Raw genomic sequence first — 24674 nt, 5'->3', positions numbered from 1 at the left:
AAGCTGAATTAAAGATTACTCATCATCTTTAACAGGCGTTACCACTTTATCTGCTTTTTGTGCACGTAATTGCGCCACAATATTTTGCATATCTTCAGGCAATGGTGCTTCTATGGTTTCATAACCTGGAATTTCTAAACGCATGGCATGCAAGCATAAACGACGAGGTTTTGGACCTTTATAAGGTGTTTCATGTCCATACTTTTCATCACCAATTAAAGGATGACCAATGCTTAAACCATGCACACGAATTTGATGCGTACGACCCGAAAGTGGTGATGCATAAACTAATGTTGCATGCATAAAGCGTTCAGCGACATTCCACTGTGTTTTAGAATCTTTACCTTCTTTAGACACACATACACGACGCTCGCCATTAGCAAGTTCATAACGATGTAAAGGCGCATCAATCAGCTGTTTATCTAAAGTTACTTTTCCTTTTACTACAGCAGCATAAGTTTTTTTAATCTTATGTTCACGCAGCATGTCTTGAAGCAACTTCAAAGTACTGCGCTTTTTAGAAATCATCACTAAACCAGACGTATCGCGGTCAATACGATGAATCAGCTCTAAATATTTTTTACCTGTTGCTGCACGTAAACTTTCGATTAAACCGTAAGCAATACCACTACCACCATGAACTGCAATACCCGATGGTTTATTTACCACAAGCAAGCCTTCATCTTCATAGACAACACGGCTTAATAAGCTCTGCGCAACTTTATCTGAAACAGGAACTAAGCTTTCATCCTTTTGCTCATAACGTATTGGTGCAACACGAATTTGATCACCAATCGCAAGCTTAGTTTCAGCTTTCACACGTTTTTTATTTACACGAACTTGGCTTTCACGAATCAAACGATAAATACGGCTTTTCGGCACGCCTTTTAAACGAGAAAATAAAAAATTATCGATGCGTTGACCCGATTGATGTTCATCCACTTCAAACCAAGTGACATTTTGCCATTCTTGCGTAGAATTCATACAGTTACTGAGACCTAAAAAAATACTAAAATTGATTAAAAACTGATCATTCGAGCTATACTTTTCACAAGAAACATAAGCTTAGCCCATAGGCAGATGATGCAAGGTTTGGTATAGTCGGCATACGGAAACCATCGTTTGTGAGTTGGAATCTATTTTTTCAGACTATTCTGAACATAATTATTCACTTAAAAACTCACATGAACACGGAAAGGTCCCAAAAGAATTATGCCGACGCCGAAGGCTTATTATATCGGCAAAAACACAAACTGTTGCGTTTAATTGTACCTCAGGTACATAAATCAGTTTGTCTGAAAAAATATGTCGCCAACTTAAGTTGGTTTTTAAACGTAAACTGATACACATCAGATCAGTCGCTCCCTGATGCTAAATTCAGGCTACAGCGTTGATGTATTGGATCTGCACAGTTTGCACAGATACGATGATAATTCCGTATCAAGACGCCTTCTAAGTGAAGGAATGATCTTCGAGCAATGTGACAGTGAAAGTGATCACATCCAATACACCGCTAGTCCGCCAGTGAATCGCACAGGTGACTTTAATCGTTTAAAGATTGAAGCCGTATTGGCATCATCGATACGTAAATCATAAACCGAAGCCCACCTAAAAAGGCCGGTAAAAAAGAGTTCGAATCCCAATACTTTTTTGTGGTTTGAGCAGTTGATTCGTAGTTTTTGATGTTCGCTACGTGACCTAGCGATGCTTTGCTGTGTATCACTATAAGGTGTTACACCCATGAAACGTATGTTGATTAATGCAACTCATGCTGAAGAAATTCGCGTTGCACTTGTCACTGGACAGCGTCTTTACGATTTCGACCTAGAGAATCGTACCCGTGAACAAAAAAAATCAAATATCTATAAAGGTCACGTCACTCGCGTTGAACCTTCATTAGAAGCAGTATTTGTAGAGTATGGCGCTGGTCGTCAAGGCTTCTTGTCAATGCGAGAAATCGCAAACTCGTATTACAAAGCAGATCCTCGTCAAACTTCGAACATTCGTGAACTTATCACGGAAGGTACTGAGCTTTTAGTTCAAGTCGAAAAGGAAGAACGTGGTAATAAAGGTGCTGCCCTTTCAACATTTATCTCACTTGCAGGTCGTTATTTGGTACTTATGCCAAACAATCCTAAAGGTGGCGGTATTAGTCGTCAAATTTCAGGTTCAGTTCGTGAAGAATTGAAAGAAATGTTAGCGTCATTAAATACACCACGCGGTATGAGCGTTATTGTTCGTACAGCAGGTATTGGTCGCTCGAAAGAAGAATTGCAGCTAGATCTTCAACATTTGTTAGATCTTTGGGCTCAAATTCAAAAGACTGCAAGCTCTGGTCCATCTCCAATGTTGGTTCACCAAGAAGCTGGTGTTGTAACTCGTGCGATTCGTGACTATCTACGTGATGATGTTGCTGAAATCTTGATTGATTCTGAGCAAGCATATAATGAAGCGTATAACTTCGTTAAAGCTGTAATGCCACTTCAATTAGACAAGTTAAAAACTTATACATTAAATGAACCATTATTTGCTCATTTTGGTATTGAAAGCCAAATTCAAACGGCTTACGAACGTGAAGTTAAACTACCTTCTGGTGGTTCTATCGTTATTGACCAAACAGAAGCTTTAGTATCTGTCGATATTAACTCTGCAAAATCGACTCGTGGTCATGACGTAGAAGAAACAGCGTTAAATACTAACTTAGAAGCTGCTGAAGAAATTGCGCGCCAATTACGTTTACGTGATATTGGTGGCTTAGTTGTGATCGATTTTATCGACATGACAAAAGACCGCAACCAACGTATGGTTGAAGCAAAACTTCGTGAAGCAACGCAAAGTGACCGTGCTCGTATTCAATTCGGTCAATTGTCTCGCTTTGGTTTAATGGAAATGAGCCGTCAACGCTTACGTCCATCTTTAGAAGAAGCGACTGGTTATGTATGCCCTCGCTGTCATGGCACTGGCATGGTACGTGACCTTCGTTCACTTTCGCTTTCTATTATGCGTAAAGTGGAAGAAATTGCGCTTCGTGAACGTCAAGGTGAAGTTCAAGTTCAAGTGCCTGTTGAAATTGCAGCATTCATGCTCAATGAAAAACGCCATACGCTTGTTTATTTAGAACAAACTTCAAATGTACGTGTAACGGTATTGCCTCACCCGCATTTAGAAACACCTCATTACGAAATTTCATTTAACCCAGAAGGCTTCGCGCCAACAAGCTATGAACGCACAGAAGCAACGCGTAATAGCGAAAAAGAATTGGGTTATGAATCTTCTGAATGGCATTTAGAAGAAGAGCAACATGCTCAAGCTACAGCCCCTGCACCTGTTCAGCAGCAAGGCAATAAAAACCAACAAAATAATAAACGTCGCCCTCAACACGCGAATCAACAGCAAACTCAACAACCTCAAGTAAAAGTTGCTCCTGCGCAAGCTTCAGCAAGTCCTTGTGCTTGGTTAGAGAATTTGTTTGTACAAAAACAAGCTACAACTATCGATCAATCTCGTACAGCAAATACTGCTGCATCTGCGATTGAGCAAATGGTGAATGGTGGTGCGGTAAGTCGTGGTCAATTTGGTCAAATTGGTGGTCAAGTTACAACGCAACAACACGCCCCTGTAGTTCAAGCAAACAATGCTTATTTAGCGCCTTCAACTGTTGCAAACAAGTCTGAACAACGTGATCTTACAGAGAAACCTCTAGAGCGCGAAGAAAAGACTCAACGTCCAAACAATAAGAAGCCACGCAATAATAAGCACAAAGAGCCACGTGAACAGCAAGTACAACACGTACAGCAAGAAATTGCTCATCATGTACATGAAGAAGTTGTACAAGTATCACGTCAAGAACAGCGCCAAGAAGCTCGTGAAAACAAACGCACTTCTCGTCGTCAACACACGCCTAACGATCAACAACAGCATCAAGATGTTCAACAAAACATTGAACAACAAAATTCTGTTCCACGTCGTGATCGCAACAATCAACAACGTCCAAACCGCCCAACTCGCCATCGTGACCAAAGCGTACTGAACGAACAAGCTGCTGTTCCTGAAGTTGTAGTAACGGAAACAGTAATCAATCAAAATCAGCCTAAAGTTGAAATGATTGATATCCCTCAACAAGACGTAATGCCAACAGCATTAGTGGTTAACATTGATCAAGCTCAAAGCGAAATTATTGCTTTAAGCCAAGTTAAAGAAAGCCCTGCAAAAGCTGTTGAAGTTGCAGCTGTAGAAGAAGTGAAGCAAGCTCCTGTCGCTACAACGAAAGAAGTTGCCGAGAAGAAACCGCAAGCACATAAAAAAGCTGAATCTGCGCATAAACAATCGCAACAACCAGCTAAACGTGCAAGCAACGATCCTCGTCAAAATCGTCGTCAGCGCAATGAACAGGCTCAACCTCAAATACCTGTGTTGAGACCATCTCAAGTGCCTACACTTTCACTTTATACTGTGGATTCTTTAATCCGCCATGTATACGGTGATGACTGCTCTGTACTGATTGAACAGTTTGGATTAATTCCTACTTTTAATCGTGCATTGGCAAAATTCACAAGTGAATATGCTGCAAGCATTGCATCTCAAACAACAAATGTTGTTGAGAAAAAACCTGTAACACGTGATGTTGAAGTAACAAAAGCAGTACTAGAAGCAGAACCTGCTCCTGTGCTTGACCTTACTCCACCAAAACCTGTATCAGACAATCGTGTTGCAAATGACCCGCGTGAGCGTCGTCGTTTAGCAAAACAAGCTGCTGAACAGGCCCATGTACAAGCAAAGCAAGCACATCTTGAAGCTGAAAAAGCACAAGAAGTTGAAGTAGAAGCAGTGCAAACAGCTCCTATTGAAGTAGAGACAACAGTTGCTGTTGTAGAGCCTGTTGCCGAGGATCAAGAGCTTGAGAAGCTTCCTGTTGAAGTAAAAGCAGAAGAAGTTATTCAAGTTCAAGAAACGACAACTGAAGTTGCTCAAGCTGAAGTAGTTTCTGAAGACCAACCTGCTGAAGACCTAAACATTGACGACAGCTCAACAAAAGAGAAACCAGCTCGCCCACGTCGTCCTCGTGGTCGTCCACCGAAAAAAGTAGACACCGCAACTGAGTCATAATTTGCTTTTTTGCAGGTGATTAAAAATTCCAGTCATTTCGATGACTGGTTTTTTTTTGGTACTTTTGTCAATTTAGGTTGATTGCACTAGTCCGAAACGATTAAAAGACAAGTGTAGTAATTCGTTGAAATAAATCGTAAACAAATGGGCACGATACTGATTTACGAAAATAATAGGATTCTTATGAGCCACAATCAAAAAAGCGATCTCATTGGTTTTGCAGAAGTCGCAGCAAAAATCCCTAAATTCATGAGCAAGCTACCTCATTTAGTTACTGGTCTTAAGCAAGCTTATTTACGTACTTCGAACTCTCCTGCTGGCTTAGGTATTGCATTTGAAAATGCCGTTAAGCGCAATCCTCAAGGTTGTGCATTAAAATATGAAGATCAGCAATTTTCATATAAAGAATTAAATGATTGGGCAAACCAAATTGGGCATTTCTATCTTTCAATAGGCGCAAACAAAGGCGATGTTGTGGCGCTCATGATGGAAAATCGTCCCGAGTTAATTGCAACTGTTTTGGGTTTAGCAAAAATTGGCGTGACCATTGCCTTAGTCAATACATCTCAAGTAGGCAAAGTCCTTGCCCATAGCATTAACCTAGTGAAGCCAATTGCAGTGATTGCAGGTGCAGAATGCTGTGCTTCTATCGATGAAATTCGACACGACCTAGAATTATCCTCAGAACGCTTTCATTGGTTTGCAGATCAAGAAACATTAAAAGATGCAGGTGAAGCACCAAACGGCTTTATCAACCTTGCAGAAAAAATAGAAAACTTCCCCAAATTTAATACACCAACGACCCAATCTGTTCAGGGTAAAAATGGTCTATTTTATATTTACACATCAGGCACCACAGGCTTACCTAAGGCGGTAATTTTTACCAATAGCCGTTGGACTTTGGCTTATGGCACGTACGGTCATGTCATCGACCTAAAGCCTAATGATGTCATGTACTGTACTCTACCGCTGTATCATGCGACAGGTATTGTGGTGTGTTGGTGTGGTGTCATTGCAAGTAGCGCAACACTCGCAATTCGTCGTAAATACTCAACATCTTCATTCTGGAAAGATGTGAAAAAATTCGATGCCTCTGCAATTGGTTATGTCGGTGAACTTTGTCGCTATTTAATGGATGCGCCTGAGTCTGAACTTGAACAAGGTCATCGTGTTACAAAGATGATTGGTAACGGCATGCGCCCAAATATTTGGGATAAGTTTAAAGCGCGTTTTGGCATCGAAGAAGTTTTAGAACTTTATGCATCAAGCGAAGGTAATGTAGGCTTTAGCAACGTTTTCAATTTTGACAATACCGTTGGATTCTCCCCTACACCGTATGCAGTCATTCAGTACGATAAAGAAAAAAATGAACCAGTTCATGACAAAAATGGTTGGTGCATTCGCGTTAAAAAGGGCGAAGTTGGCTTACTTATTGGGAAAATTACGCGCAGATCACCTTTCGACGGCTATACAGATCCTGAAAAAAATAAAACGGTGATCATGACCAATGTTTTGAAAAAAGGCGATGCCTACTTTAATACAGGCGATTTAGTTCGAGATATTGGTTTTAGACATGCACAATTTATCGATCGCTTAGGTGATACATTCCGCTGGAAAGGCGAAAATGTATCAACCACCCAAGTTGAAAATATCCTAAGTGATTATGAAAAAATTACAGCTGCAGTGGTTTATGGCGTAGAAATTCCAAATACCAATGGTCGTGCAGGCATGGCAGCTATTACTCTGCATGATGATGTGAAATTGGATACACAAGATTTAAGTAATATGTATAGTGAATTTAAAAAGTCATTGCCTGCATATGCTGTACCTTTGTTCTTACGTATTCAAGTTACTGTTGAAACAACAGGTACATTTAAGTATCAAAAAAGTAAACTGAAAGAACAAGGCTTCGACATTACGCAAACGAATGAAAAGATTTTAGTTCTTTTACCAGGAGCTAATGCTTATTGCGAACTCACAACAGAGATTTACAACAACATCCAAAGTTATAAATATCGCTTTTAATAGTAAAAGTTGTTTGTTTTTTGATTATATGAAGCTTTTTTGTTTTATTTATAATCAATCACAGGCAACTTTCTTATTTTTTACTTGCGCTCATTTGATATCTTGCTACAATACGCTCCATCAAATGAAGTGGTGTTTCAAAACTCCTAGAGTTTTCTTGCACTACATATTCAAGTTTTCTTGAATACTGGTTCAGGGTCGTTAGCTCAGTTGGTAGAGCAGTAGACTTTTAATCTATTGGTCCCGCGTTCGAGTCGCGGACGACCCACCATTTCCTTTGACATCCCTGATGGGTCGTTAGCTCAGTTGGTAGAGCAGTAGACTTTTAATCTATTGGTCCCGCGTTCGAGTCGCGGACGACCCACCATCATTCTAAAACGTCTGTTTTAGAAACCATCAAATCTAATTTGATACAAAACCTTTGAATGGGTCGTTAGCTCAGTTGGTAGAGCAGTAGACTTTTAATCTATTGGTCCCGCGTTCGAGTCGCGGACGACCCACCATTCTTTCTTAGAGCTTCTTTCTTCCACCATGCGAAGATAAAGAAACTTGCATTATTCCGACCAAGACAAACCACTCCTCTTTTGGTTCTGATTCGCCATTCTCGAAATTTTGCTCATCGATGTTGCATCATATCGTGCTTTATTGCGCCTTTAAAAATCTTAGATTTTTTGCACTCGAGTGAAACGTTGTTTCACTAATCCTTATTCAGGGTTGTTAACTCAGTTGGTAGAGCAGTAGACTCTTAATCCATTGGTCGTGGGTTCGAACCCCACACAACCCACCAATTATTCTATTTGTTAAAATACTTCGTTTAAGAATCTAAGATATAAAAAAAGCCCCGTTTAAGGACTTTATTCATTATTTGATATTTTCAGGTTTTAGTTTATAAGCTTCGTGTGGAAATGGGTTTCCTTCTTGGAAAAATGTTCGATTCACATCTGTTGCATTTGCAATTCGATCCAAATTCATCGTTAGATTTTTATCTTTATCTATATCGTAAAAAAACTCAACACCACTCACTCTTTTTAAAATAATTTGATGATTTAATTCATCATATTTCCAGTAATCTTGACGATATTGATTTTCCGAAGCAAATGTAATTGTACCTAAATGTATAACTGTTCGATGTGCCGTACCATCAGGTAGTAAATTCAAAATAAAATCTGCCGTACCTTGTTCACAGAAGACAATTGGATCTTTACAACTGACAACAACCCGATAACGCCCTACATAAGGAAGTGCATTATCTGAAATATGATCAGCAAGACCCTCTTCATCTATAGGGGTAGCTACTTGTCCAGCAACATCTGTTAATTTTTTACCTGTTAATGGCTCATAATCATCTTTACTTGCAGTTTGAAATGTTTCCTGTTGCTCTGTTGAAACATTATCATGGTCATCACTACATGCAGTTATTCCAAAAACAAACAGTGAAACCATGCAAGTTTGATATATTTTCCGATTCAACACTTACTCACCATTCACATAAAATTTAGATTAAAAATAATAAATATATTGTTTAAAATTACTTAATAATTAACCATTTATAGTAAAAATAAACAGTTTACATCTGCATTCTATGACTCTATTTATATGTCGCATATACACAGTTACACATTTTAACGATTTAATTTAAGACACCGCTTTAAATTAAAAAAACAAACTCCATATTTTATATTACAGCTAACTGATTTATTTCATTTTAAGGAGAACTAGATGACCAATGTTGGTTTATATCGCTCAAACCGCTCGAACATGATTGCAGGTGTAATGGGTGGTATTGCTGAACGTTTTGGTTGGAATGCAAATTTACTACGCATTATTTTTATTGTGGTCTCTGTTATGAGCGCAGCATTTCCAGGTATTTTAGTTTATTTAATCCTGTGGTTCATCATGCCGAAAAAACAAACTGAATTACAATACACTCCAAATAATCAACAGCCTATTCGTACTGTAGGTGATGATCGCGCCTAATTTATTTAACTCTTTTTTTGCTACGATGTTCCCCCCAAGATATCGTAGCTTTTTTTTGCATTTATATAATTTAAAATATAATAATCAATAGGTTATTGAGTTACTTTAAGAACAACTTATTTTCAAAATTAGCAATGATCAACATTTACACACAGACACAAGTAATCCATAAAATTAACTTTCTTTGACATCTTCATTAAAAACCATGCTACTTGATCTTTAACCTTTGCCACTCCCCTTTAAAATCCTTATAATTGAGGGCAATTTTTCTCTAATTTTAAGTGGATGACCATGAGTCGCGCCATATCGCATATTGATACCTTCCAAGGCTTAATTCTTGCCTTACAAAACTATTGGGCTGAACAAGGCTGTGTAATTTTACAACCTTACGATATGGAAATGGGCGCAGGCACATTCCACACAGCAACCTTCTTACGTGCTTTAGGCCCAGAAACTTGGAATGCTGCTTACGTTCAGCCTTCACGTCGTCCTAAAGATGGTCGTTACGGTGAAAACCCAAACCGTTTGCAACATTACTACCAATTCCAAGTAGTTCTTAAGCCAAACCCAGACAACATCCAACAGCTTTATTTAGATTCTTTAAAAGCCATTGGTATTGATCCTTTAATTCACGATATTCGTTTTGTAGAAGATAACTGGGAATCTCCAACATTAGGCGCTTGGGGCTTAGGTTGGGAAGTTTGGCTAAATGGCATGGAAGTGACTCAGTTCACTTACTTCCAACAAGTGGGCGGTATTGAATGCTACCCTGTAACGGGCGAAATCACTTACGGACTTGAGCGTTTAGCAATGTACTTGCAAGGCGTAGATTCTGTTTACGATTTGGTTTGGACTAAAGGTCAGTTTGGCACAGTAACTTATGGCGATGTATTCCATCAAAATGAAGTGGAACAATCGACTTATAACTTCGAATATGCCAACGTTGAAAAAATGTTTGAGTTGTTCGATTTCTACGAAGCTGAAGCGACTCGTTTAATTGAAGCTGAACTTCCACTTCCTGCTTACGAACAAGTGATTAAGGCATCTCATAGCTTTAACTTGTTAGATGCGCGCGGTGCAATTTCGGTAACTGAACGTCAACGTTATATTTTACGTGTACGTACTTTGGCGCGTTCAATTGCACAAAGTTATGTTGCTGCTCGTGCGAAACTTGGTTTCCCAATGGCAGAACCTGAACTTCGTGACGAAGTTTTAGCGCAGTTAAAAGCACAAGTTGAAGCAGAAGCAAAAGTTGAATCTAAGGAGAGCAAATAATGTCTAAACATACAGTATTGTTCGAATTAGGCTGTGAAGAACTGCCACCAAAAAGCTTAAAAAAATTACGTGATGCGCTACAAGCTGAAACTGTAAAAGGCTTAAAAGATGCAGGTTTGGCTTTCGATTCTATCGAAGCGTATGCAGCGCCACGTCGTTTAGCATTAAAAATTGTGAATGTTGATGGCGCGCAAGCGGACACGCAAAAACGTTTTGACGGCCCTGCTAAACAAGCAGCGTTTGATGCTGAAGGTAAACCGACTAAAGCTTTAGAAGGCTTTATGCGTGGTCAAGGCATCACTGTAGATCAAGTATCAACTTTCCAAGCAGGTAAAGTTGAAAAAGTGTGCTACTTAAAAGATGTGAAAGGTCAAAGCTTAGATGTTTTACTTCCACAAATTTTACAAACTGCATTGGATAATCTTCCAATTGCAAAACGTATGCGTTCTGCGGCAAGCCGTACTGAATTTGTACGTCCTGTAAAATGGGTTATATTGTTGAAAGACAACGATGTTGTTGATGCAACTATTCAAGATCATAAAGCAGGTAACGTGACTTATGGTCACCGTTTCCATGCGCCTGAAGCAATTACGTTAACGCATGCTGATGAATATTTAGCGAAGTTAAAAGTAGCTTACGTTGTTGCAAACTTTGAAGAACGCCAAGCGATCATCGACCAACAAGTAAAAGCGTTGGCTGATGAAGTAAACGCGATTGCGATTGTGCCTGCGGATTTACGTGATGAAGTGACTGCACTTGTAGAATGGCCTGTTGCGCTTCGTGCAAGCTTCGAAGAACGCTTCTTAGCTGTTCCTCAAGAAGCATTGATCACAACGATGCAGGACAACCAAAAGTACTTCTGCTTAGTGAATAGCGACAATAAACTTCAACCGTACTTCATTACTGTTTCAAATATTGAGTCTAAAGATCCTGCTCAAATTATTGAAGGTAACGAGAAAGTTGTTCGTCCACGTTTATCGGATGCTGAATTCTTCTTCTTACAAGACCAAAAACAACCGCTTGCTTCTCGTAAAGAGAAACTTGCAAACATGGTCTTCCAAGCAGAATTGGGTACGCTTTGGAACAAGTCTGAACGTATTGCGAAACTTGCTGTTGCGCTTGCGCCTATTACAGGTGCAAAAGCGGAAGATGCTGAAAAAGCTGCGCTGCTTGCGAAATGTGACTTAACGTCTGAGCTTGTGGGTGAATTCCCAGAACTTCAAGGTATTGCGGGCACTTACTACGCACGTCTTGAAGGCGAAAATGATGAAGTAAGCGATGCTTTAGGTGAGCAATATCTTCCTAAATTCGCAGGTGATGTTTTACCTAAAACCAAAACAGGTACTGCGGTTGCATTGGCTGACCGTTTAGATACGCTCACAGGTATTTTTGGTATTGGTCAAGCGCCTACAGGTTCTAAAGACCCATTTGCACTTCGTCGTTCTGCCATTGGTATTTTGCGTTTAGTGACTGAAAACAATCTTGATGTTTCTATTGAAGATTTAATCAAGCTTGCTTTAGCTGCCTATGGCGATGTATTGAAAGATCACGATAAGACTTTAAACGATGCTGTTGCATTCCTTGAAGGTCGTTACCGTGCGAAATATGAAGACCAAGGCGTTGCGGTTGATGTGATTCAAGCGGTTCAAGCGTTGTCTCCAAAATCTCCTTTAGATTTTGACAAGCGTGTAAATGCGGTGAATCATTTCCGTGCATTGCCTGAAGCTGCTGCTTTGGCTGCTGCAAATAAACGTGTTGCTAACATTCTTGCAAAAGAAGCTGAACCGACGGGTGCTGTTGTTGAAGCAAACTTAGTTGAAGATGCTGAAAAAGCATTGTTCGCTGAACTTGCGAAAATTACGCCTGTGGTTGAGCCATTATTTGCTGCGAAAGACTACACAGCTGCGCTTTCTGCTTTAGCTGCGTTACGTGCGCCTATTGATGCTTTCTTTGAAGGTGTAATGGTTATGGCAGATGATGCAGAGTTAAAAGCAAACCGTTTATGCTTGCTTGCTCAATTACGTGACTTGTTTACGAAAGTGGCTGATATTTCTGTGTTACAGCATTAAGTCTTAAATAATTGTAAAATAAAGAAAACCCCGCTATAAATTAGCGGGGTTTTTTACAGATGAAAACAAATGAAAGAAGTAGCCAAAATCACACTATACGAAATTAATAAATGTGGTTTATATAAATTTAAAAAAGATGAAAAACCAATATTAGGGGATTTAACTGATTTTCTTGAGCAACTAGAAATATGGGCAAAGCAACCTGACATGTTTCTAGCTAATACATGTACGTATGCTCCCATTGGAACAGATGATTCGTATAAAACATATTGTTACGATATTATATCCAATAGTTATTTAACTCTCTTAACGCTATGGATAGAGGTACCTAAAACCAAAGGTAATAAAATTCTAAGTGTAAGCAGTAAGGCAACAGTTGGTAATGTTACTGTGAATACGGCAAATATTAAAAAAGGTGATATCCCAGGCTATGCAGCTTATTTTTTATTTTTCAAAGATAAAAATATAATGGCAACTATCAATTTTGATCACTCAATGAATGGTCGACAGAATCTAGAAAAATATTTAACAGAATTTATTTCTAAAATTTCATCATATGCTGAATCAGAAGTCCAAAAAGATAATGATGGGAACTCATTAGAAATAATCAAATATCGTAAAAGCGAAGACGATGAAGCTGAATTTTTGACAGCGTACTTTGAAACACGACTAGTACGAAATAAAACTAATATCGACTTTTTAAAAGAAAATTTTGATTTAATTAGAAAAATTCACAAACACAACGAGATTCCCTTTTTTAAACATGAAAATAAAGCTTACTGGCAAAAATTTCCAACGTTTTCATCGTCTAAAACTGAAGAATTAACAGCAAAATACTCACTTGAAATGAAATATAGGCCTTGTAGTTCCGAAGAAATTGAAACAATTATTACAGATTGGGAAAACAGCCATAAAGCTACAAAATGGGAAGACTTAGGATTTACTGTACAAGGTAAAAGTTCACCAATATGGTTAAGCGGAACAATTGCAAGAAATGACTTTGAGATTAATATTAGCAGAAGTAAAGATGAAATCGTCAACCCAAACATTTTACTCACTGAATTAAATAATATTAAAAATCAAATATTAAACTTACAAACCTCATGAAAAAGCTATTGTTATTATTGATTATTCTTTTATTAGCTATTCCTATTTATATTTTTGGAGAAAATATCTCATTACTAGATCAGTATCGAATTATTGAAAATTTAAAAACAATTTTTTCTATATTATTTGCATTATTTGGGATCTGGATTGCTATATGTAATCCTTTGACTACTGACAATCAAAAATTAGAAAAAATTGAATTCAATAAACTTTTAGAAAGCCTTTTTCTATGTATTGTTTGCTTAATTACAATTAGTCTAATATTTTTTATCATCCCAATCTTTAAACAAATTCATTTCATTGTGAATCATAGACATATATTTTTAGGGATATTATTCCTAAGTATCTATTTTCTAACTTTGATACAAATATATGCTTTAGTTATTTCTTTGATGCCAAATAATTTAATAAAAGATTACTTAGATAAAAAAAGTCAAAAAGAAAAAATATTAAAACAGCAGAGGATACTTAAAAAGTAGTTATAAAACTACTATAGGAAACTCCAAACAAATTCCCTATACTCAAGTGAATTACATTCAAAAAGAAATGGAACTTATGAAACTTAATGCCATCGTTTTGACAGCTCTTGTTGGTTTAGCACTATCTGCATGTACAACTACACCTACAATTCCACACATCAATGCAGGTGCGCTACAAGAAATAGAAAACCTAAAAGCATACCCTGAAACCACAAGTAACAAAGCCCAACTCAACAAATTCTCAGACAAATGCATCATCGAATTTACAGGTCAGCTTGAATCAGGAAAAGTTGTAGAACAATGGGCATTTAAAGGCTTAACCCTTATTTCAGCAGGTACAGCAACATTTGCAAAAGACGGCACAAGCACCGCTTCAACATTTGACCTATACGCACCAGAAGTACAAAAGAACTTCCTATCACTACGTAACAACTTCGCAAAAGATGCATTAGCACAATGTGACTAATCCACAATCCGAACAAAAAGCCTTTGCTCTTAAATCATTAAAGCAAAGGCTTTTTTATCTGTAAGTAAAAAGAAATAAATGTTGAACTCATGTTACACACCTGTATGCTTTTAATCACAAAGCGACATCAACACCCCAAAAGCCGATAAGATCAATTTCAATAAAACCCAATATAGAAAAAAGAGGATCCATCTACGTGATCAATCAATCGAAAGCAGCACTATTTGTTTCGGCAATTCTTGCCACAACACCCCTATTTGCCCAAACAGAAACGACGCAAACAGCACAGCCTGTAAAACAATCTCCTGCCTATGGCGACAACCCAAATATCTTTAAAGTGTTAGGTCACAAAGCCAAAGAAAAAATAGATACAACTGCCGTAAAAATTGATAACGGTGTGCAAAAAGGCGTATCTAAAGTAAAACCAAAAGCAGAACAAGCTTGGGAAAATACCAAAGACTTTACCGAAGAAACTGCAGATAAAGCAGCGAACGGCATTAACCGTACGGTTACTAAAGCCAAAGAAGGTGTATTTGGTAACCCCGAAGAAAAAGCACCAATTGTTCAACATTCGCTAAGTCAGTCATCTACAGACAACCAACCAAAAACCTTTTTAGAGAGCGTACCTGCGCCACAAGCTCAGGTTGCAGAACCTGCTACAACAGCACCACAAACTGAAGTACAAGCACCTACAAACTCAAATACAGGCACAAATACAGCAGATACAGATTCATCTATCCCTAGATAAATCACTAAATCATACATGTATAAAAAAGCCCATCTGATGATGGGCTTTTTTATTTTTAAGCGATTTAATTCACTTGTCGAATAGATTGACCTTTTTTAAAGGCATCAACATTTTCTACCATTTGCTGAACAATGCGCTGACGTGCATCTACACTGCCCCACGCACTATGCGGTGTAATCAATAAATTTGGAATATCAGGATTTAATAAGACATTGCCATCTTTGGGTGGTTCAACCATAAGTACATCTGTTGCTGCACCTGCAATTTTCCCATTCAATAATGCATCTGCTAAAGCTTGTTCATTGACAATACCACCGCGCGCGCAGTTAATTAAAAATGCACTCGATTTCATTGCATCAAAAGCCTGAGCATCAATTAAATCTTGAGTGTCTGCTGTAAGTGGACAATGTAAAGTTAAAAAATCGACTTGAGATAACAACGCATTAAACGCAATACGATTTTCATTGCTTGGTCGGTTTGGCAAAGCGCCCACCAATACTTTCATGCCAAATGCTTCGGCTAATTTACCAACAGCCTTACCCAATTCGCCATAACCTAAAATACCCAAAGTTTTACCTTCCAATTCGATAATTGGATAATCGAGCAAGCAAAATTGCGAGGCTTTATTCCATTCACCATTTTGCACGGCGTTGTCGTATTGTCTAAATGATGTCGCTAAATTTAGCATGAACATAAGCGTGTGTTGCGCCACAGCAGACGTGCCATAAGCCTGACAATTACAAACCACTACACCCTGTTGTTTAGCTTGAGCAAGGTCAATATTATTGGTGCCTGTAGCAGAAATCAAAATCAGTTTAAGTTGCTTACATTGTTGAATTGCTTCTGCATTTACCACAACTTTATTGCTAATAATGACATCAACATTTTGAATTCGTTCTAATAATTGTTCTGAAGATGTACTTGGATAAATTTCCCATTCATCAAACGTATGTTCTAAGGCAGTAAAATCTAAGTCATTTTGGTCTAAAGAGGCATAATCTAAAAACACGGCTTTCATGTTGCATTCCTTGCTTCATTCATGGAATTTTAAGGGATAAAAACTCCCTGTTTATTGCAAACAGTTTAAGCTTATTTTAGATATTTAATCGACCTGTTTTCTCATTTATAAATGCTTTATTTTTCTTTTAAAAAGAATGAAATGTGAAATGATAGATCGTTCAAATATCAAAAATCCTGCTATTTTGCAGGCTTTTTATCACAATGGTTTTTTACAGATAAAATACTTTGTTTCACCACATAAACCGCAAGTGCAAACACAATAAAAATACCGCTACCAAAGCAAATATAAGCGGGATACATAGAGCTTTGAGCAAAAGTAGGGTTAGAAACAGTTAAACAAAATAGCGTGAACAATGAAATATTCAGAACATTCTTTGCCATAACACGACTCTTATCGTCCAATGATATTTTTATCGTTGAATTCATCTTAGATCGAATTAAAAATAAAGCAATAGTACAAAATTAGACCAAAGCCGTATTTAAAATCCGTATCTGTGATGGGTATTACACACTCAAAAAATATATTTGTAACTTAAGCGTCGCTTTCTAATTCCAATACAAATTTTGCAGTTTCAGAAACATCTTCCACAAAATCGTTACCGCCAAACTCATCACTGGCAAGGTTCAAGTTTTTGTAACTTACAACAAAATAGTCGTCATATTTTTTGATAATTAGCGGGCTCATGCCTACGCCTAAAGCATCTTGCTCTTTAAACAGTTTCATCACCAAACGATCATTCATTGCCACAATGTAGCGTTCATCATTTAAGTGAATTTGAACCAAGCCCGTGCCTTTGGCATAAATTGGAATAAGTAGCTTATGATTCAGCGCAATGGCTTTTTCCGCATAGCTTTCAATTTTTTGACTAATCACGTTAAAAACTAAGCCATGACCAAATTTATCGAGCAATAAGCTTCGGCTTTCTTGCGGTACATTAATTTGTACGCCTAGCTTATTTAAATCATGTTCATCGACTTGTTTATTGCTGAGTAATGAGCGAATCAGTTGTTGCTTTTGCTTTGCATCAAAGAAATTACTATCGAGCTGTAAATCGTTATTTCTAAGAATTTGCCCTAAAGATGCACGATGTTTTCTAAGCGACTTTTCAATCACTTTACGATAGTAAAACTTGCTGTTCTTTTTCACCTGACGAATCTTTTTATAAAAATAAGTTTCATCAAATTCTTGCGTTAAAAAGTCATTTAAAAGTTCTGAACTTGCCAAAATTGCGACAGCATCATGTCCTGTAAATGGCAAATGTAAGGTATGAACATGCGGTAAAACTTCTTGAAGTTTCACATAGTGCGCGCGGTCTTCATCATAATAAGGGTCATACACCACAATGTATTCACGATCCGCAGATACATCTTTGGCTTGTACTTTCATGTCTTGGTTTACATCTGCATGAAAGAACATGTTGTAGCGTAAATCGGTGACATCTTCAGGATCAATTGAAAACTGTGGAACCAAGGCAATAACACGTTTTAAGTTCAATAAGTTGGAATACTTAATGGCAGCATAGCCCCCCATTGAACCGCCATAACCTAAACGCGTTTCAAATGGTGCAATAAAGTCTGCAATCGCATCTAACATATTGCGAATGGAGCTTTCAGGGAACCATGACTTTTCTTTTGGCATTACGCCAATCACATTGTATTGAAACTTTTCTAAAGATTTTTCGGCATTAATAGACAAGCCCTTGGCACGAGTAATTAAATCGCCAAAGGAAAAAACCAGTTCTTTTGATGAACCTTTTAGAAAAATAGCGCGAATATGTCCGTCTTCAAAAATTATCTGTTTGTCCATTCCCACACCAAGCAATAGGTTCTATTGCATATTAAGTTTTACAATTCAATGCTATTGCGATTGATCAAAAGTGAATATGTTATTTTATAGATGCACGAAAGATAAAGAATCGCAAAATATGACACAATCTTTACATTCTTCCGCACAAAAAGGCTTCAGTTCGGCTGCTGAACTTTATCAGCAGGTTCGTCCAAGTTATCCACAAAGTATAGCACTTTGGCTGCAAGATCGGCTCCAACTTAGCTCAGAAACCATGCTCTTAGACCTTGGTTCTGGGACTGGCAAATTCTTACCTTATTTACAACAAATAACACAGCATATTACTGCGGTTGAACCCATTGACGAAATGCTTGCACAATTAAAGCAGGCTTACCCCAATGTGCAAACTTTACAGGCATTTAGCAATAATATGCCTATTCAACACCAAACTGTAGATGTTGTGACATGCGCACAATCATTTCATTGGTTTGCCCATTTAGAAACCTTAACAGAGATTCATCGCATATTAAAACCCAATGGCTATTTGGTTCTTATTTGGAATCAGCGAGATATTGGCATAAATTGGGTAAAAGCTTTAGCAGATGTAATTTCCCCTTTTGAGGGAAATACACCCCGCTATCATAGCAATCAATGGCGAAAAGTCTTTCAAGAACAGGATTTATTCAAACTTTATCAAGAAACTACAATTCCGCATTTGCATCATGGTACAGTGGAACAAGTGGTATCAAAGCGCTTACTTTCGACGAGTTTTATTGCGGCAATGCCTAAGTCCAAACAACTTGAGCTAAAGGCACAATTTGAAAGAATCGTACAAGAATATACGGGTAAGTCTTTAGATGAGGAAATTGATTTTCCCTATATCACCCATGTTTATGTCTTTGAAAAAATAACGACAGAATAGGATCATCTTCATATGAATACGTCACTAAAACGCATCGCTTTTCCTGCGCTTATTTGCTCTGCACTTTTTTTGAGTGCATGTGGTAATAAAAATGCAGAACATTCAAATGAAGTAACACCTGAAGATAAAGTGATGCAAGAATTATCATCTGAAGCGATTCGTAATTTTGACAAAACCCCAAACGATCAGCACGACATTTTATTACTTGTAGACTATGACAATCGTTTCACCGAAGTCAGCGATGAAATGGAAGATGAATTAACCAAACTCTCTCAGGCAGGAAATTTAACTGCTGAGTTTTCATATACGCGTAAAAAAGACAATTTAACCTCTGCATCTGAAATGTTAAAAGCACTCGATTTAAAATCTGAACAAGGTCGTTATATTCAAGGTTTAATTGCGAGTTATTGGGATACTCAAATCCAACTTTTAGAGCAACATAAAAACAAAACATTAGATGACAAAGACTTATCTGAAGATAAACTAAAAGGCTTAGGTGCTTATTTACATGCACAAGATCAACTTGAAAATTGGCGTTCTCAGTATCCTGAAATTGAATCTAAACTCGATAACTAAGTTTTAGCTTTAAAATGCAATAAAAAAGGAATCTTAATCGATTCCTTTTTTTGTATCGTCAAATTTAATATTTTATTCACTTAAATACTGATGTATGCCATGCCCTGCTGCCCGACCTGTTGCAAAACACGCAGTCAGCAAATAACCACCTGTGGGTGCATCCCAATCGAGCATTTCACCACATAAAAATAATGCAGGATTTGATTTAAGCTGCAAGTGTTCAGTCAATACTTCTTTCTTCACGCCACCTGCACAGCTAATTGCTTCTTCAATCGGTCTAAAACCTGTTAAAGGAATCGTTAAATTTTTCACTTGTTGAGCCAATGCATGTGCATCTGTCCAAAGGCTTTTAGCCACAAGCTCACGCACTAAATTCGCTTTTGCTGTATCTAAGCCTGCTTTACGCCAAATATTGCTTAAAGATTGTTTTTTACTCAGTTGTAATTTTTTAGCAAGTTGTTCAACACCTTGATCGGGCAATAAATCTAAAGTTAATGCCATAGATTGACCACCTTTCACTTGCTCACGCAAAGCGCGACCTTGCTTATAGACCAAGCCACTTTCTAAACCATAATGGCTAATAACAATATCACCACTCGATTTTTCACCATTGCTCACCCAAGCTTCTACACGCTTCAAAGGTTCGCCAAATACAGGTTGCATGAACTTAGACCATGTAATTTCCACGCCTGCATTACTCGCTTGAAATGTTTCTATTTCAGAAGTATTCAGCCATTTTTGCCATGCACCATCACTGCCGAGTTTTGACCAAGACACTGCACCACACGCTAAAACAATCGCATCAAACTTTTCTTCTAAAATTTGTTCAGACACTAAATTCTGAACACTTAGATTTGCATCATTTATGTCTAAAACTTGGTGTCTATAGTGAAACTTAACTCCATCTTCCATCAGGCGCTTTAACCACGCACGAAGTAAAGGTGCAGCTTTCATTTCAATAGGAAAAACACGTCCTGATGTCCCAATATAAGATTCAATACCAAGACTTTTCATCCAAGACTGAATCCACTTCGCATCCCACTGCTTCACCCAAGGACTCAGCCATTCCACTTGATCGTATCGTTGTACAAAAATATCTACAGCTTCTGCATGTGAAATATTCAGCCCCGTTTTGCCCGCCATTAAAAACTTACGAGCCGCAGATGGTTTTTGCTCATAGACATGAACATCGTAGTCAAATTGACTCAATACTTCCGCAGCCATAAGTCCTGCAGGGCCTGCACCAATAATTGCAATGCGCTTTTTCATGAAAACTTAGTCCGCTTTCACTTCGGTCGTGTTTGTATGATTCACACCTTGTAATGGCTGAAAATCATCAAAACGAGTGGTGTAATTTTCAGGCTTCGTAATAATCAGTTGCTGACACAATTCGCCACGCTCTAAATATTTAATTTCAAAATGCGTACGTGCCGATGTTGCAGGAATCACTTCTTTTACAAAAGGAAGCTTCCATACATCAATCAATTGCTTTTGAGCTTCTTCAATATATTCAGGAATATTACTCGCTAAAGTAATGGTGCCACCCACCTGCAAACGAGAAACTAAAAACTCGAAGAACGGCATATTTAACCAACGCTGTGCAGGATTATGCGGTTCTGGGTTTGGGTACAAAATAAAGAATTGCTCAATTTGCGCAGGAAATAATGCATGAACCACCCAAGGTAGTGCATCTGCATGAACAGGCTGAAAATTGCTTTGACCTTCAATGCCATGTTGTTTTTGCATAGCCAAAAACTTTTCGCGTGTACGCTCAACCGCTATTAATTTTTTATTTGGGTTTTGTCCACTAAAAAGTAGTGCGTGCTTTCCTTTACCCGCACCAATTTCTACGCAAATAGGTTCATTCGAAATGGCTTGGAAATCTCGGGGAGCATGCATACGCTGTGCTTGAAATTGACGAATTGGCATAATCAGATCAAACTAATAAAAATCTGCACAAGTCTAACAAGTGCAATTGCTTTTGACTAATTGAATCATCCGTTTTCATTTGGAGTTTTTAAATGCCGACAACTTTAAACTGCGCGCGTTGTGGCGAATTGACCACTTGGGAAGGTAATAAATATCGCCCTTTTTGTTCTGAAAGATGCAAACTCATTGACTTTGGGGCTTGGGCAAATGAAGGTTATAAACTTCCTACTCAAGATGCACCACAAGCAGATGGCGGCAGTGAAGAAGATCAATATTAAGATTTAAATATTTGAAAAGAAAAAGGTCTGAATATTCAGACCTTTTTTATGACGTAGATTTTCAAATAAAATTCAATAAAGATTAACCCGCTTTACTTGCTACAAATGGATTATATTGCTTTTCAAAACCAATCGTACTTAAAGGTCCATGACCTGAAATAAATTGAGTTTCATCAGGCAAGCTAAAACATTCACGTTGAATTGAATCTAACAATTGTTGATGGTTTCCACGTGGAAAATCTGTACGACCAATTGAACCCTTAAATAGCACATCACCCGTCCACAACAAACTATAGTTTTGGTTATAGAACATGACATGTCCTGGCGTATGACCAGGTGCAAAACGCACCTCAAATTCTTCATCGCCCAATTTTAAAATTTCTGAACCATCTAACCACTGATCGACTTCAACTTTTTCATGAATTGGAAAACCATAACGTGCGGAAACTTCTTGAATTTGATCCAACCAAAAAGCATCTTCTTTATGTGGACCAATTACAGGAACCGACCACACTTTTTTCAACGTACCTACCGCCCCTGCATGATCTAAATGCCCGTGCGTTAACCACAATGCTTTTACCGTTAAACCAAGTTCTTCAACTTCAGCTTTGAGTTTTTCGGCATCACCACCTGCATCAATCAAAACAGCTTCTTTGGTTTCAGAATCCCAAACAATTGAACAATTTTGTTGGAATGCCGTGACAGGCACAATTTTGACTTGCAACATATGGCGAAAACCTCAGGTATTTAGTGGGCTAATGTTTGCTTTAATGCATCAAGATTAGCTTGAAGCAAATGATTGAGCAATTCTAAATGATCATCACGCGAGTTTAATGCAGGAATATAAGCATAGCTTTCGCCACCTGCATTCTTAAACACTTCTTCATTTTGAATCGCAAGTTCTTCAAGCGTTTCCAAACAATCTGCCGAAAATGCAGGGCTCATAATTTGAACAGATTTCACACCTTGTTTGCCCCAATCTTCAAGTAAAGCATCGGTATAGGGTTTTACCCACTCCTGCTTTCCAAAACGTGATTGAAAACTTATTGCCCATTCATTTTCAGCAAGACCTAAACTTTCAGCAACCAATTTTGCAGTCAAACGACAACGGTCTGCATAAGGGTCGCCTTTGTCTGCATAAGGTTGAGGAATACCGTGAAATGACATCAATAACTTTTCAGCTTTACCGTGTTTATTTTGATAATCACGCACGCTTTGCGCCAGAGATTGAATATAAAGTGGATGCTGATAATAATCACGAATAAACGAAATACCCGGCAAGTTACGCTGTTTCGGAATCCATTTTGCAAAAGCATCAAAAAGTGGCGCTGTCGATGTTGCCGAATATTGTGGGAACAATGGAAATAAAATCACATGATCTTGAGAATCTTCACTTAATTTTTCTAGAACAGATGCAATACCCGGATTACCATAGGTCATGGCAGGTACAATATTTAAATAAAATTCAGGGTATTGCGCAGTCAGCGTTTTTTTCACACCTTCAACTTGTTGCAATAGAATTTCACGCATTGGTGAATCGGTGTTCCAAACCATATCATAAGCATGTGCAACACGCTTTGGACGAAATGGCAAAACAAATAAGTTTAAAATGATTTGCCAAATTGGTTTTGGAATTTCAATAACACGTTGATCGGACAAGAACTGCTTGAGAAATCGACGAACCGCAGGAACTGTAGGCGCATCTGGCGTACCTAAGTTGGCAAGTATAATCGTAACTTTTGGTTTTTCAGCAGTCATCATCAAGCCTTCTTTTCAATAAGATTGGACAGGCTTACTTTAACAGCTTTCTAGACATTCTTGATATTGATTAATTCTGAGATATAAATTGTAAAGTCCGATTACTATCTAACAAGTTACTTTCCAACAAGCGTTTTGCTTTTGGCGAAACTTTCCACAACATACGCTGACGATCATCTCGACCTGATGGCACAATCCAATCATTTTCACGCATTTGCATTTTAATGGTATGCAAAGCTCTAATATTGATTTGCGCACGAGCCACCGCATGCACACGAGGCATTTCGTCGCGAGCATCTTCCAAGCCTGTTGCATTTAAATATTCATTCATACACTTAGAGAAAAAATCTTCAGGTGTAGGATGAATAAATGCTGCACCTAAAACACTTAATAACTGCGCCCAAGTCATATGCCTTAATACTTTCAATTCTTTGAAATTACCATCTTGATAGGCATGCATCCGATATTCAAAAGCAAAATCTTCATGCATAGACACTTTTTGAATATTCAAAAATGGATCGGCTTCTCGTGTACCCGCAGTTGTTTCTAATTGCACAATTTTAGCTTTGAGTGCTTCAATTTCATCATTCAAAACCTGTGTATTTTGCGGTCGAACCCATCCTAATACAGGATAGCGCTCAAGAATTTGAGACATGTTCAAACGAACAGCAAGCTCTAAATTTCGCATTGTTCGATAAGTAAAAACCTGATCGACTTCTTGCATAATAAGTTTTCTAAATTCTTTAAATTTCTCACGTAATTCAGGTTTTTCATCATGCAAAGATTCATCACGTGAATCTGGGTCTTCATGCACAAAGGCAATAATTGGTTTTTGTTTGGTCACTGCATAAATATATTCAAGATGCATGTATCCCACGCCAGATACAGATTGTTGCCCATATTGGCTACCTAAAATAATCACCACATAATCACAATCATCAATTTGACGGCGTGCAAAAGTCGTACTTAAAGGTGTACGTTGTTCTAGTCCCCAAGAGAAAAAACCCATGCCTACTAAAGTTTGGGACAACACAATTCGTTCTGGTTGCATTTCACTTCCAGAAGTAGAGATAAAAACCTGATAACGCTTATCTAGCATTGGGTTTCCTTTCTATATTATGTATTTTAAATTCACTAAACGTAGCAAAATTTC

Annotated in this window: 23 protein-coding genes and 4 tRNA genes; 17 read left to right on the top strand and 10 right to left on the bottom strand. The window is 38.0% G+C overall.

The features are described 5' to 3' along the window. Positions 1-15: 15 nt before the first annotated feature. A complete protein-coding gene (locus GTK57_RS07860; RefSeq protein WP_163122402.1) occupies positions 16-984 on the bottom strand; it encodes an RluA family pseudouridine synthase in 969 nt (322 codons plus the stop codon). A gap of 480 nt (positions 985-1464) precedes the next feature. Between GTK57_RS07860 and GTK57_RS14800 the strand changes: the two genes are divergently transcribed. The 7 genes from GTK57_RS14800 to GTK57_RS07830 all read left to right on the top strand — a co-directional run bounded on the left by GTK57_RS14800 (position 1465) and on the right by GTK57_RS07830 (position 7918). After that, positions 1465-1596, top strand: a complete 132-nt coding sequence (locus tag GTK57_RS14800) for a hypothetical protein (protein WP_267313485.1) — start codon at positions 1465-1467, stop codon at positions 1594-1596. A gap of 144 nt (positions 1597-1740) precedes the next feature. After that, the gene (locus GTK57_RS07855; protein ID WP_163122399.1) at positions 1741-5106 is read left to right on the top strand and encodes an Rne/Rng family ribonuclease; all 3366 of its coding nucleotides are present in this window, start codon (positions 1741-1743) and stop codon (positions 5104-5106) included. A gap of 183 nt (positions 5107-5289) precedes the next feature. After that, on the top strand, positions 5290-7131 hold the full coding sequence (locus GTK57_RS07850) for a long-chain-acyl-CoA synthetase (protein ID WP_163122397.1): 1842 nt from the start codon (positions 5290-5292) through the stop codon (positions 7129-7131). Between the two features lie 195 nt (positions 7132-7326). Continuing rightward, positions 7327-7402 (top strand) — tRNA-Lys (locus tag GTK57_RS07845). A 20-nt stretch (positions 7403-7422) separates the two neighbouring features. Continuing rightward, a tRNA-Lys gene (locus tag GTK57_RS07840) sits at positions 7423-7498 on the top strand. 60 nt (positions 7499-7558) lie between these two features. Continuing rightward, positions 7559-7634, top strand: a tRNA-Lys gene (locus tag GTK57_RS07835). A gap of 208 nt (positions 7635-7842) precedes the next feature. After that, positions 7843-7918 (top strand) — tRNA-Lys (locus tag GTK57_RS07830). Positions 7919-7992: 74 nt separating this feature from the next. Here the strand turns inward: GTK57_RS07830 and GTK57_RS07825 are convergent. Next, entirely contained in the window at positions 7993-8604 is a 612-nt protein-coding gene (locus GTK57_RS07825) for a hypothetical protein (protein ID WP_163122394.1), read from the bottom strand. Positions 8605-8850: 246 nt separating this feature from the next. Between GTK57_RS07825 and GTK57_RS07820 the strand changes: the two genes are divergently transcribed. From GTK57_RS07820 to GTK57_RS07790, 7 genes are all read left to right on the top strand, one after another. Beyond that, positions 8851-9108: a PspC domain-containing protein gene (locus tag GTK57_RS07820; protein ID WP_163122391.1), complete on the top strand. Its 258-nt coding sequence runs from the start codon at positions 8851-8853 to the stop codon at positions 9106-9108. Positions 9109-9399: 291 nt separating this feature from the next. Continuing rightward, positions 9400-10383: a glycine--tRNA ligase subunit alpha gene (gene glyQ / locus GTK57_RS07815; RefSeq protein ID WP_163122388.1), complete on the top strand. Its 984-nt coding sequence runs from the start codon at positions 9400-9402 to the stop codon at positions 10381-10383. Further along, positions 10383-12452 (top strand): glycine--tRNA ligase subunit beta, encoded by a 2070-nt coding sequence (gene glyS, locus GTK57_RS07810; protein WP_163122385.1) that lies wholly within the window; start codon positions 10383-10385, stop codon positions 12450-12452. Before glyQ ends, glyS begins: the two co-directional genes overlap by 1 nt. 69 nt (positions 12453-12521) lie before the next feature. After that, positions 12522-13559 (top strand): hypothetical protein, encoded by a 1038-nt coding sequence (locus tag GTK57_RS07805; RefSeq protein ID WP_163122383.1) that lies wholly within the window; start codon positions 12522-12524, stop codon positions 13557-13559. Continuing rightward, positions 13556-14038 carry a hypothetical protein gene (locus GTK57_RS07800; protein WP_163122380.1) on the top strand — a complete coding sequence of 161 codons (483 nt, stop codon included), beginning with the start codon at positions 13556-13558 and terminating at the stop codon, positions 14036-14038. Before GTK57_RS07805 ends, GTK57_RS07800 begins: the two co-directional genes overlap by 4 nt. Before the next feature lie 76 nt (positions 14039-14114). After that, complete coding sequence (locus tag GTK57_RS07795; protein WP_163122377.1) at positions 14115-14504, top strand: hypothetical protein; 390 nt, start codon at positions 14115-14117, stop codon at positions 14502-14504. A 196-nt stretch (positions 14505-14700) separates the two neighbouring features. Beyond that, positions 14701-15252: a hypothetical protein gene (locus GTK57_RS07790; RefSeq protein ID WP_152874728.1), complete on the top strand. Its 552-nt coding sequence runs from the start codon at positions 14701-14703 to the stop codon at positions 15250-15252. A gap of 64 nt (positions 15253-15316) precedes the next feature. Here the strand turns inward: GTK57_RS07790 and GTK57_RS07785 are convergent, their stop codons facing one another. The 3 genes from GTK57_RS07785 to GTK57_RS07775 form a co-directional block, all read right to left on the bottom strand. After that, positions 15317-16270 carry a 2-hydroxyacid dehydrogenase gene (locus tag GTK57_RS07785; RefSeq protein WP_163122374.1) on the bottom strand — a complete coding sequence of 318 codons (954 nt, stop codon included), beginning with the start codon at positions 16268-16270 and terminating at the stop codon, positions 15317-15319. 179 nt (positions 16271-16449) lie between these two features. Then, positions 16450-16653 carry a hypothetical protein gene (locus GTK57_RS07780; protein ID WP_163122371.1) on the bottom strand — a complete coding sequence of 68 codons (204 nt, stop codon included), beginning with the start codon at positions 16651-16653 and terminating at the stop codon, positions 16450-16452. A 151-nt stretch (positions 16654-16804) separates the two neighbouring features. Then, a complete protein-coding gene (locus tag GTK57_RS07775) occupies positions 16805-18079 on the bottom strand; it encodes a hypothetical protein (RefSeq protein ID WP_152874731.1) in 1275 nt (424 codons plus the stop codon). Positions 18080-18155: 76 nt separating this feature from the next. Between GTK57_RS07775 and GTK57_RS07770 the strand changes: the two genes are divergently transcribed. Together GTK57_RS07770 and GTK57_RS07765 are read left to right on the top strand one after the other, a co-directional pair. Then, complete coding sequence (locus GTK57_RS07770) at positions 18156-18980, top strand: class I SAM-dependent methyltransferase (RefSeq protein WP_163124657.1); 825 nt, start codon at positions 18156-18158, stop codon at positions 18978-18980. 12 nt (positions 18981-18992) lie between these two features. After that, complete coding sequence (locus tag GTK57_RS07765) at positions 18993-19556, top strand: hypothetical protein (protein WP_163122369.1); 564 nt, start codon at positions 18993-18995, stop codon at positions 19554-19556. A gap of 72 nt (positions 19557-19628) precedes the next feature. On the opposite strand, the gene GTK57_RS07760 is transcribed toward GTK57_RS07765, so the two are convergent. Beyond that, positions 19629-20825 (bottom strand): TIGR03862 family flavoprotein, encoded by a 1197-nt coding sequence (locus tag GTK57_RS07760; protein WP_163122366.1) that lies wholly within the window; start codon positions 20823-20825, stop codon positions 19629-19631. A 6-nt stretch (positions 20826-20831) separates the two neighbouring features. Continuing rightward, positions 20832-21491: a class I SAM-dependent methyltransferase gene (locus tag GTK57_RS07755; protein WP_171522160.1), complete on the bottom strand. Its 660-nt coding sequence runs from the start codon at positions 21489-21491 to the stop codon at positions 20832-20834. Between the two features lie 86 nt (positions 21492-21577). Here GTK57_RS07755 and GTK57_RS07750 point away from each other — a divergent pair, with 86 nt between their 5' ends. Then, complete coding sequence (locus tag GTK57_RS07750) at positions 21578-21763, top strand: DNA gyrase inhibitor YacG (RefSeq protein WP_163122360.1); 186 nt, start codon at positions 21578-21580, stop codon at positions 21761-21763. A gap of 82 nt (positions 21764-21845) precedes the next feature. Here GTK57_RS07750 and GTK57_RS07745 read toward each other — a convergent pair whose 3' ends face one another. From GTK57_RS07745 to GTK57_RS07735, 3 genes are all read right to left on the bottom strand, one after another. Next, entirely contained in the window at positions 21846-22490 is a 645-nt protein-coding gene (locus GTK57_RS07745) for an MBL fold metallo-hydrolase (RefSeq protein ID WP_163122357.1), read from the bottom strand. 20 nt (positions 22491-22510) lie between these two features. Next, a complete protein-coding gene (gene hemH, locus GTK57_RS07740) occupies positions 22511-23524 on the bottom strand; it encodes a ferrochelatase (RefSeq protein WP_163122354.1) in 1014 nt (337 codons plus the stop codon). Between the two features lie 67 nt (positions 23525-23591). After that, positions 23592-24620, bottom strand: a complete 1029-nt coding sequence (locus GTK57_RS07735) for a DUF4062 domain-containing protein (RefSeq protein ID WP_163122351.1) — start codon at positions 24618-24620, stop codon at positions 23592-23594. Positions 24621-24674: the final 54 nt, after the last annotated feature.

Origin of the sequence: Acinetobacter portensis (assembly GCF_010646905.1) — a bacterium.
GTDB classification, from domain to species: Bacteria; Pseudomonadota; Gammaproteobacteria; order Pseudomonadales; family Moraxellaceae; genus Acinetobacter; species Acinetobacter portensis.
The sequence above is the reverse complement of the archived record's forward strand: the minus strand, read 5'-3'. Positions and strand labels throughout refer to the sequence as shown.

What these genes read in the sequence shown, in the direction of transcription:
- GTK57_RS07750 (WP_163122360.1), top strand. Translation starts at nt 21,578, where the DNA reads ATGCCGACAACTTTAAACTGCGCGCGTTGTGGCGAATTGACCACTTGG.
- GTK57_RS07805 (WP_163122383.1), top strand. Translation starts at nt 12,522, where the DNA reads ATGAAAGAAGTAGCCAAAATCACACTATACGAAATTAATAAATGTGGT.
- GTK57_RS07770 (WP_163124657.1), top strand. Translation starts at nt 18,156, where the DNA reads ATGTTATTTTATAGATGCACGAAAGATAAAGAATCGCAAAATATGACA.
- GTK57_RS07800 (WP_163122380.1), top strand. Translation starts at nt 13,556, where the DNA reads ATGAAAAAGCTATTGTTATTATTGATTATTCTTTTATTAGCTATTCCT.
- glyS (WP_163122385.1), top strand. Translation starts at nt 10,383, where the DNA reads ATGTCTAAACATACAGTATTGTTCGAATTAGGCTGTGAAGAACTGCCA.
- GTK57_RS07860 (WP_163122402.1), bottom strand. Translation starts at nt 984, where the DNA reads ATGAATTCTACGCAAGAATGGCAAAATGTCACTTGGTTTGAAGTGGAT.
- GTK57_RS07850 (WP_163122397.1), top strand. Translation starts at nt 5,290, where the DNA reads ATGAGCCACAATCAAAAAAGCGATCTCATTGGTTTTGCAGAAGTCGCA.
- GTK57_RS07820 (WP_163122391.1), top strand. Translation starts at nt 8,851, where the DNA reads ATGACCAATGTTGGTTTATATCGCTCAAACCGCTCGAACATGATTGCA.
- GTK57_RS14800 (WP_267313485.1), top strand. Translation starts at nt 1,465, where the DNA reads ATGATCTTCGAGCAATGTGACAGTGAAAGTGATCACATCCAATACACC.
- GTK57_RS07735 (WP_163122351.1), bottom strand. Translation starts at nt 24,620, where the DNA reads ATGCTAGATAAGCGTTATCAGGTTTTTATCTCTACTTCTGGAAGTGAA.
- GTK57_RS07785 (WP_163122374.1), bottom strand. Translation starts at nt 16,270, where the DNA reads ATGAAAGCCGTGTTTTTAGATTATGCCTCTTTAGACCAAAATGACTTA.
- glyQ (WP_163122388.1), top strand. Translation starts at nt 9,400, where the DNA reads ATGAGTCGCGCCATATCGCATATTGATACCTTCCAAGGCTTAATTCTT.
- hemH (WP_163122354.1), bottom strand. Translation starts at nt 23,524, where the DNA reads ATGATGACTGCTGAAAAACCAAAAGTTACGATTATACTTGCCAACTTA.
- GTK57_RS07760 (WP_163122366.1), bottom strand. Translation starts at nt 20,825, where the DNA reads ATGAAAAAGCGCATTGCAATTATTGGTGCAGGCCCTGCAGGACTTATG.
- GTK57_RS07775 (WP_152874731.1), bottom strand. Translation starts at nt 18,079, where the DNA reads ATGGACAAACAGATAATTTTTGAAGACGGACATATTCGCGCTATTTTT.
- GTK57_RS07855 (WP_163122399.1), top strand. Translation starts at nt 1,741, where the DNA reads ATGAAACGTATGTTGATTAATGCAACTCATGCTGAAGAAATTCGCGTT.
- GTK57_RS07795 (WP_163122377.1), top strand. Translation starts at nt 14,115, where the DNA reads ATGAAACTTAATGCCATCGTTTTGACAGCTCTTGTTGGTTTAGCACTA.
- GTK57_RS07745 (WP_163122357.1), bottom strand. Translation starts at nt 22,490, where the DNA reads ATGTTGCAAGTCAAAATTGTGCCTGTCACGGCATTCCAACAAAATTGT.
- GTK57_RS07780 (WP_163122371.1), bottom strand. Translation starts at nt 16,653, where the DNA reads ATGGCAAAGAATGTTCTGAATATTTCATTGTTCACGCTATTTTGTTTA.
- GTK57_RS07765 (WP_163122369.1), top strand. Translation starts at nt 18,993, where the DNA reads ATGAATACGTCACTAAAACGCATCGCTTTTCCTGCGCTTATTTGCTCT.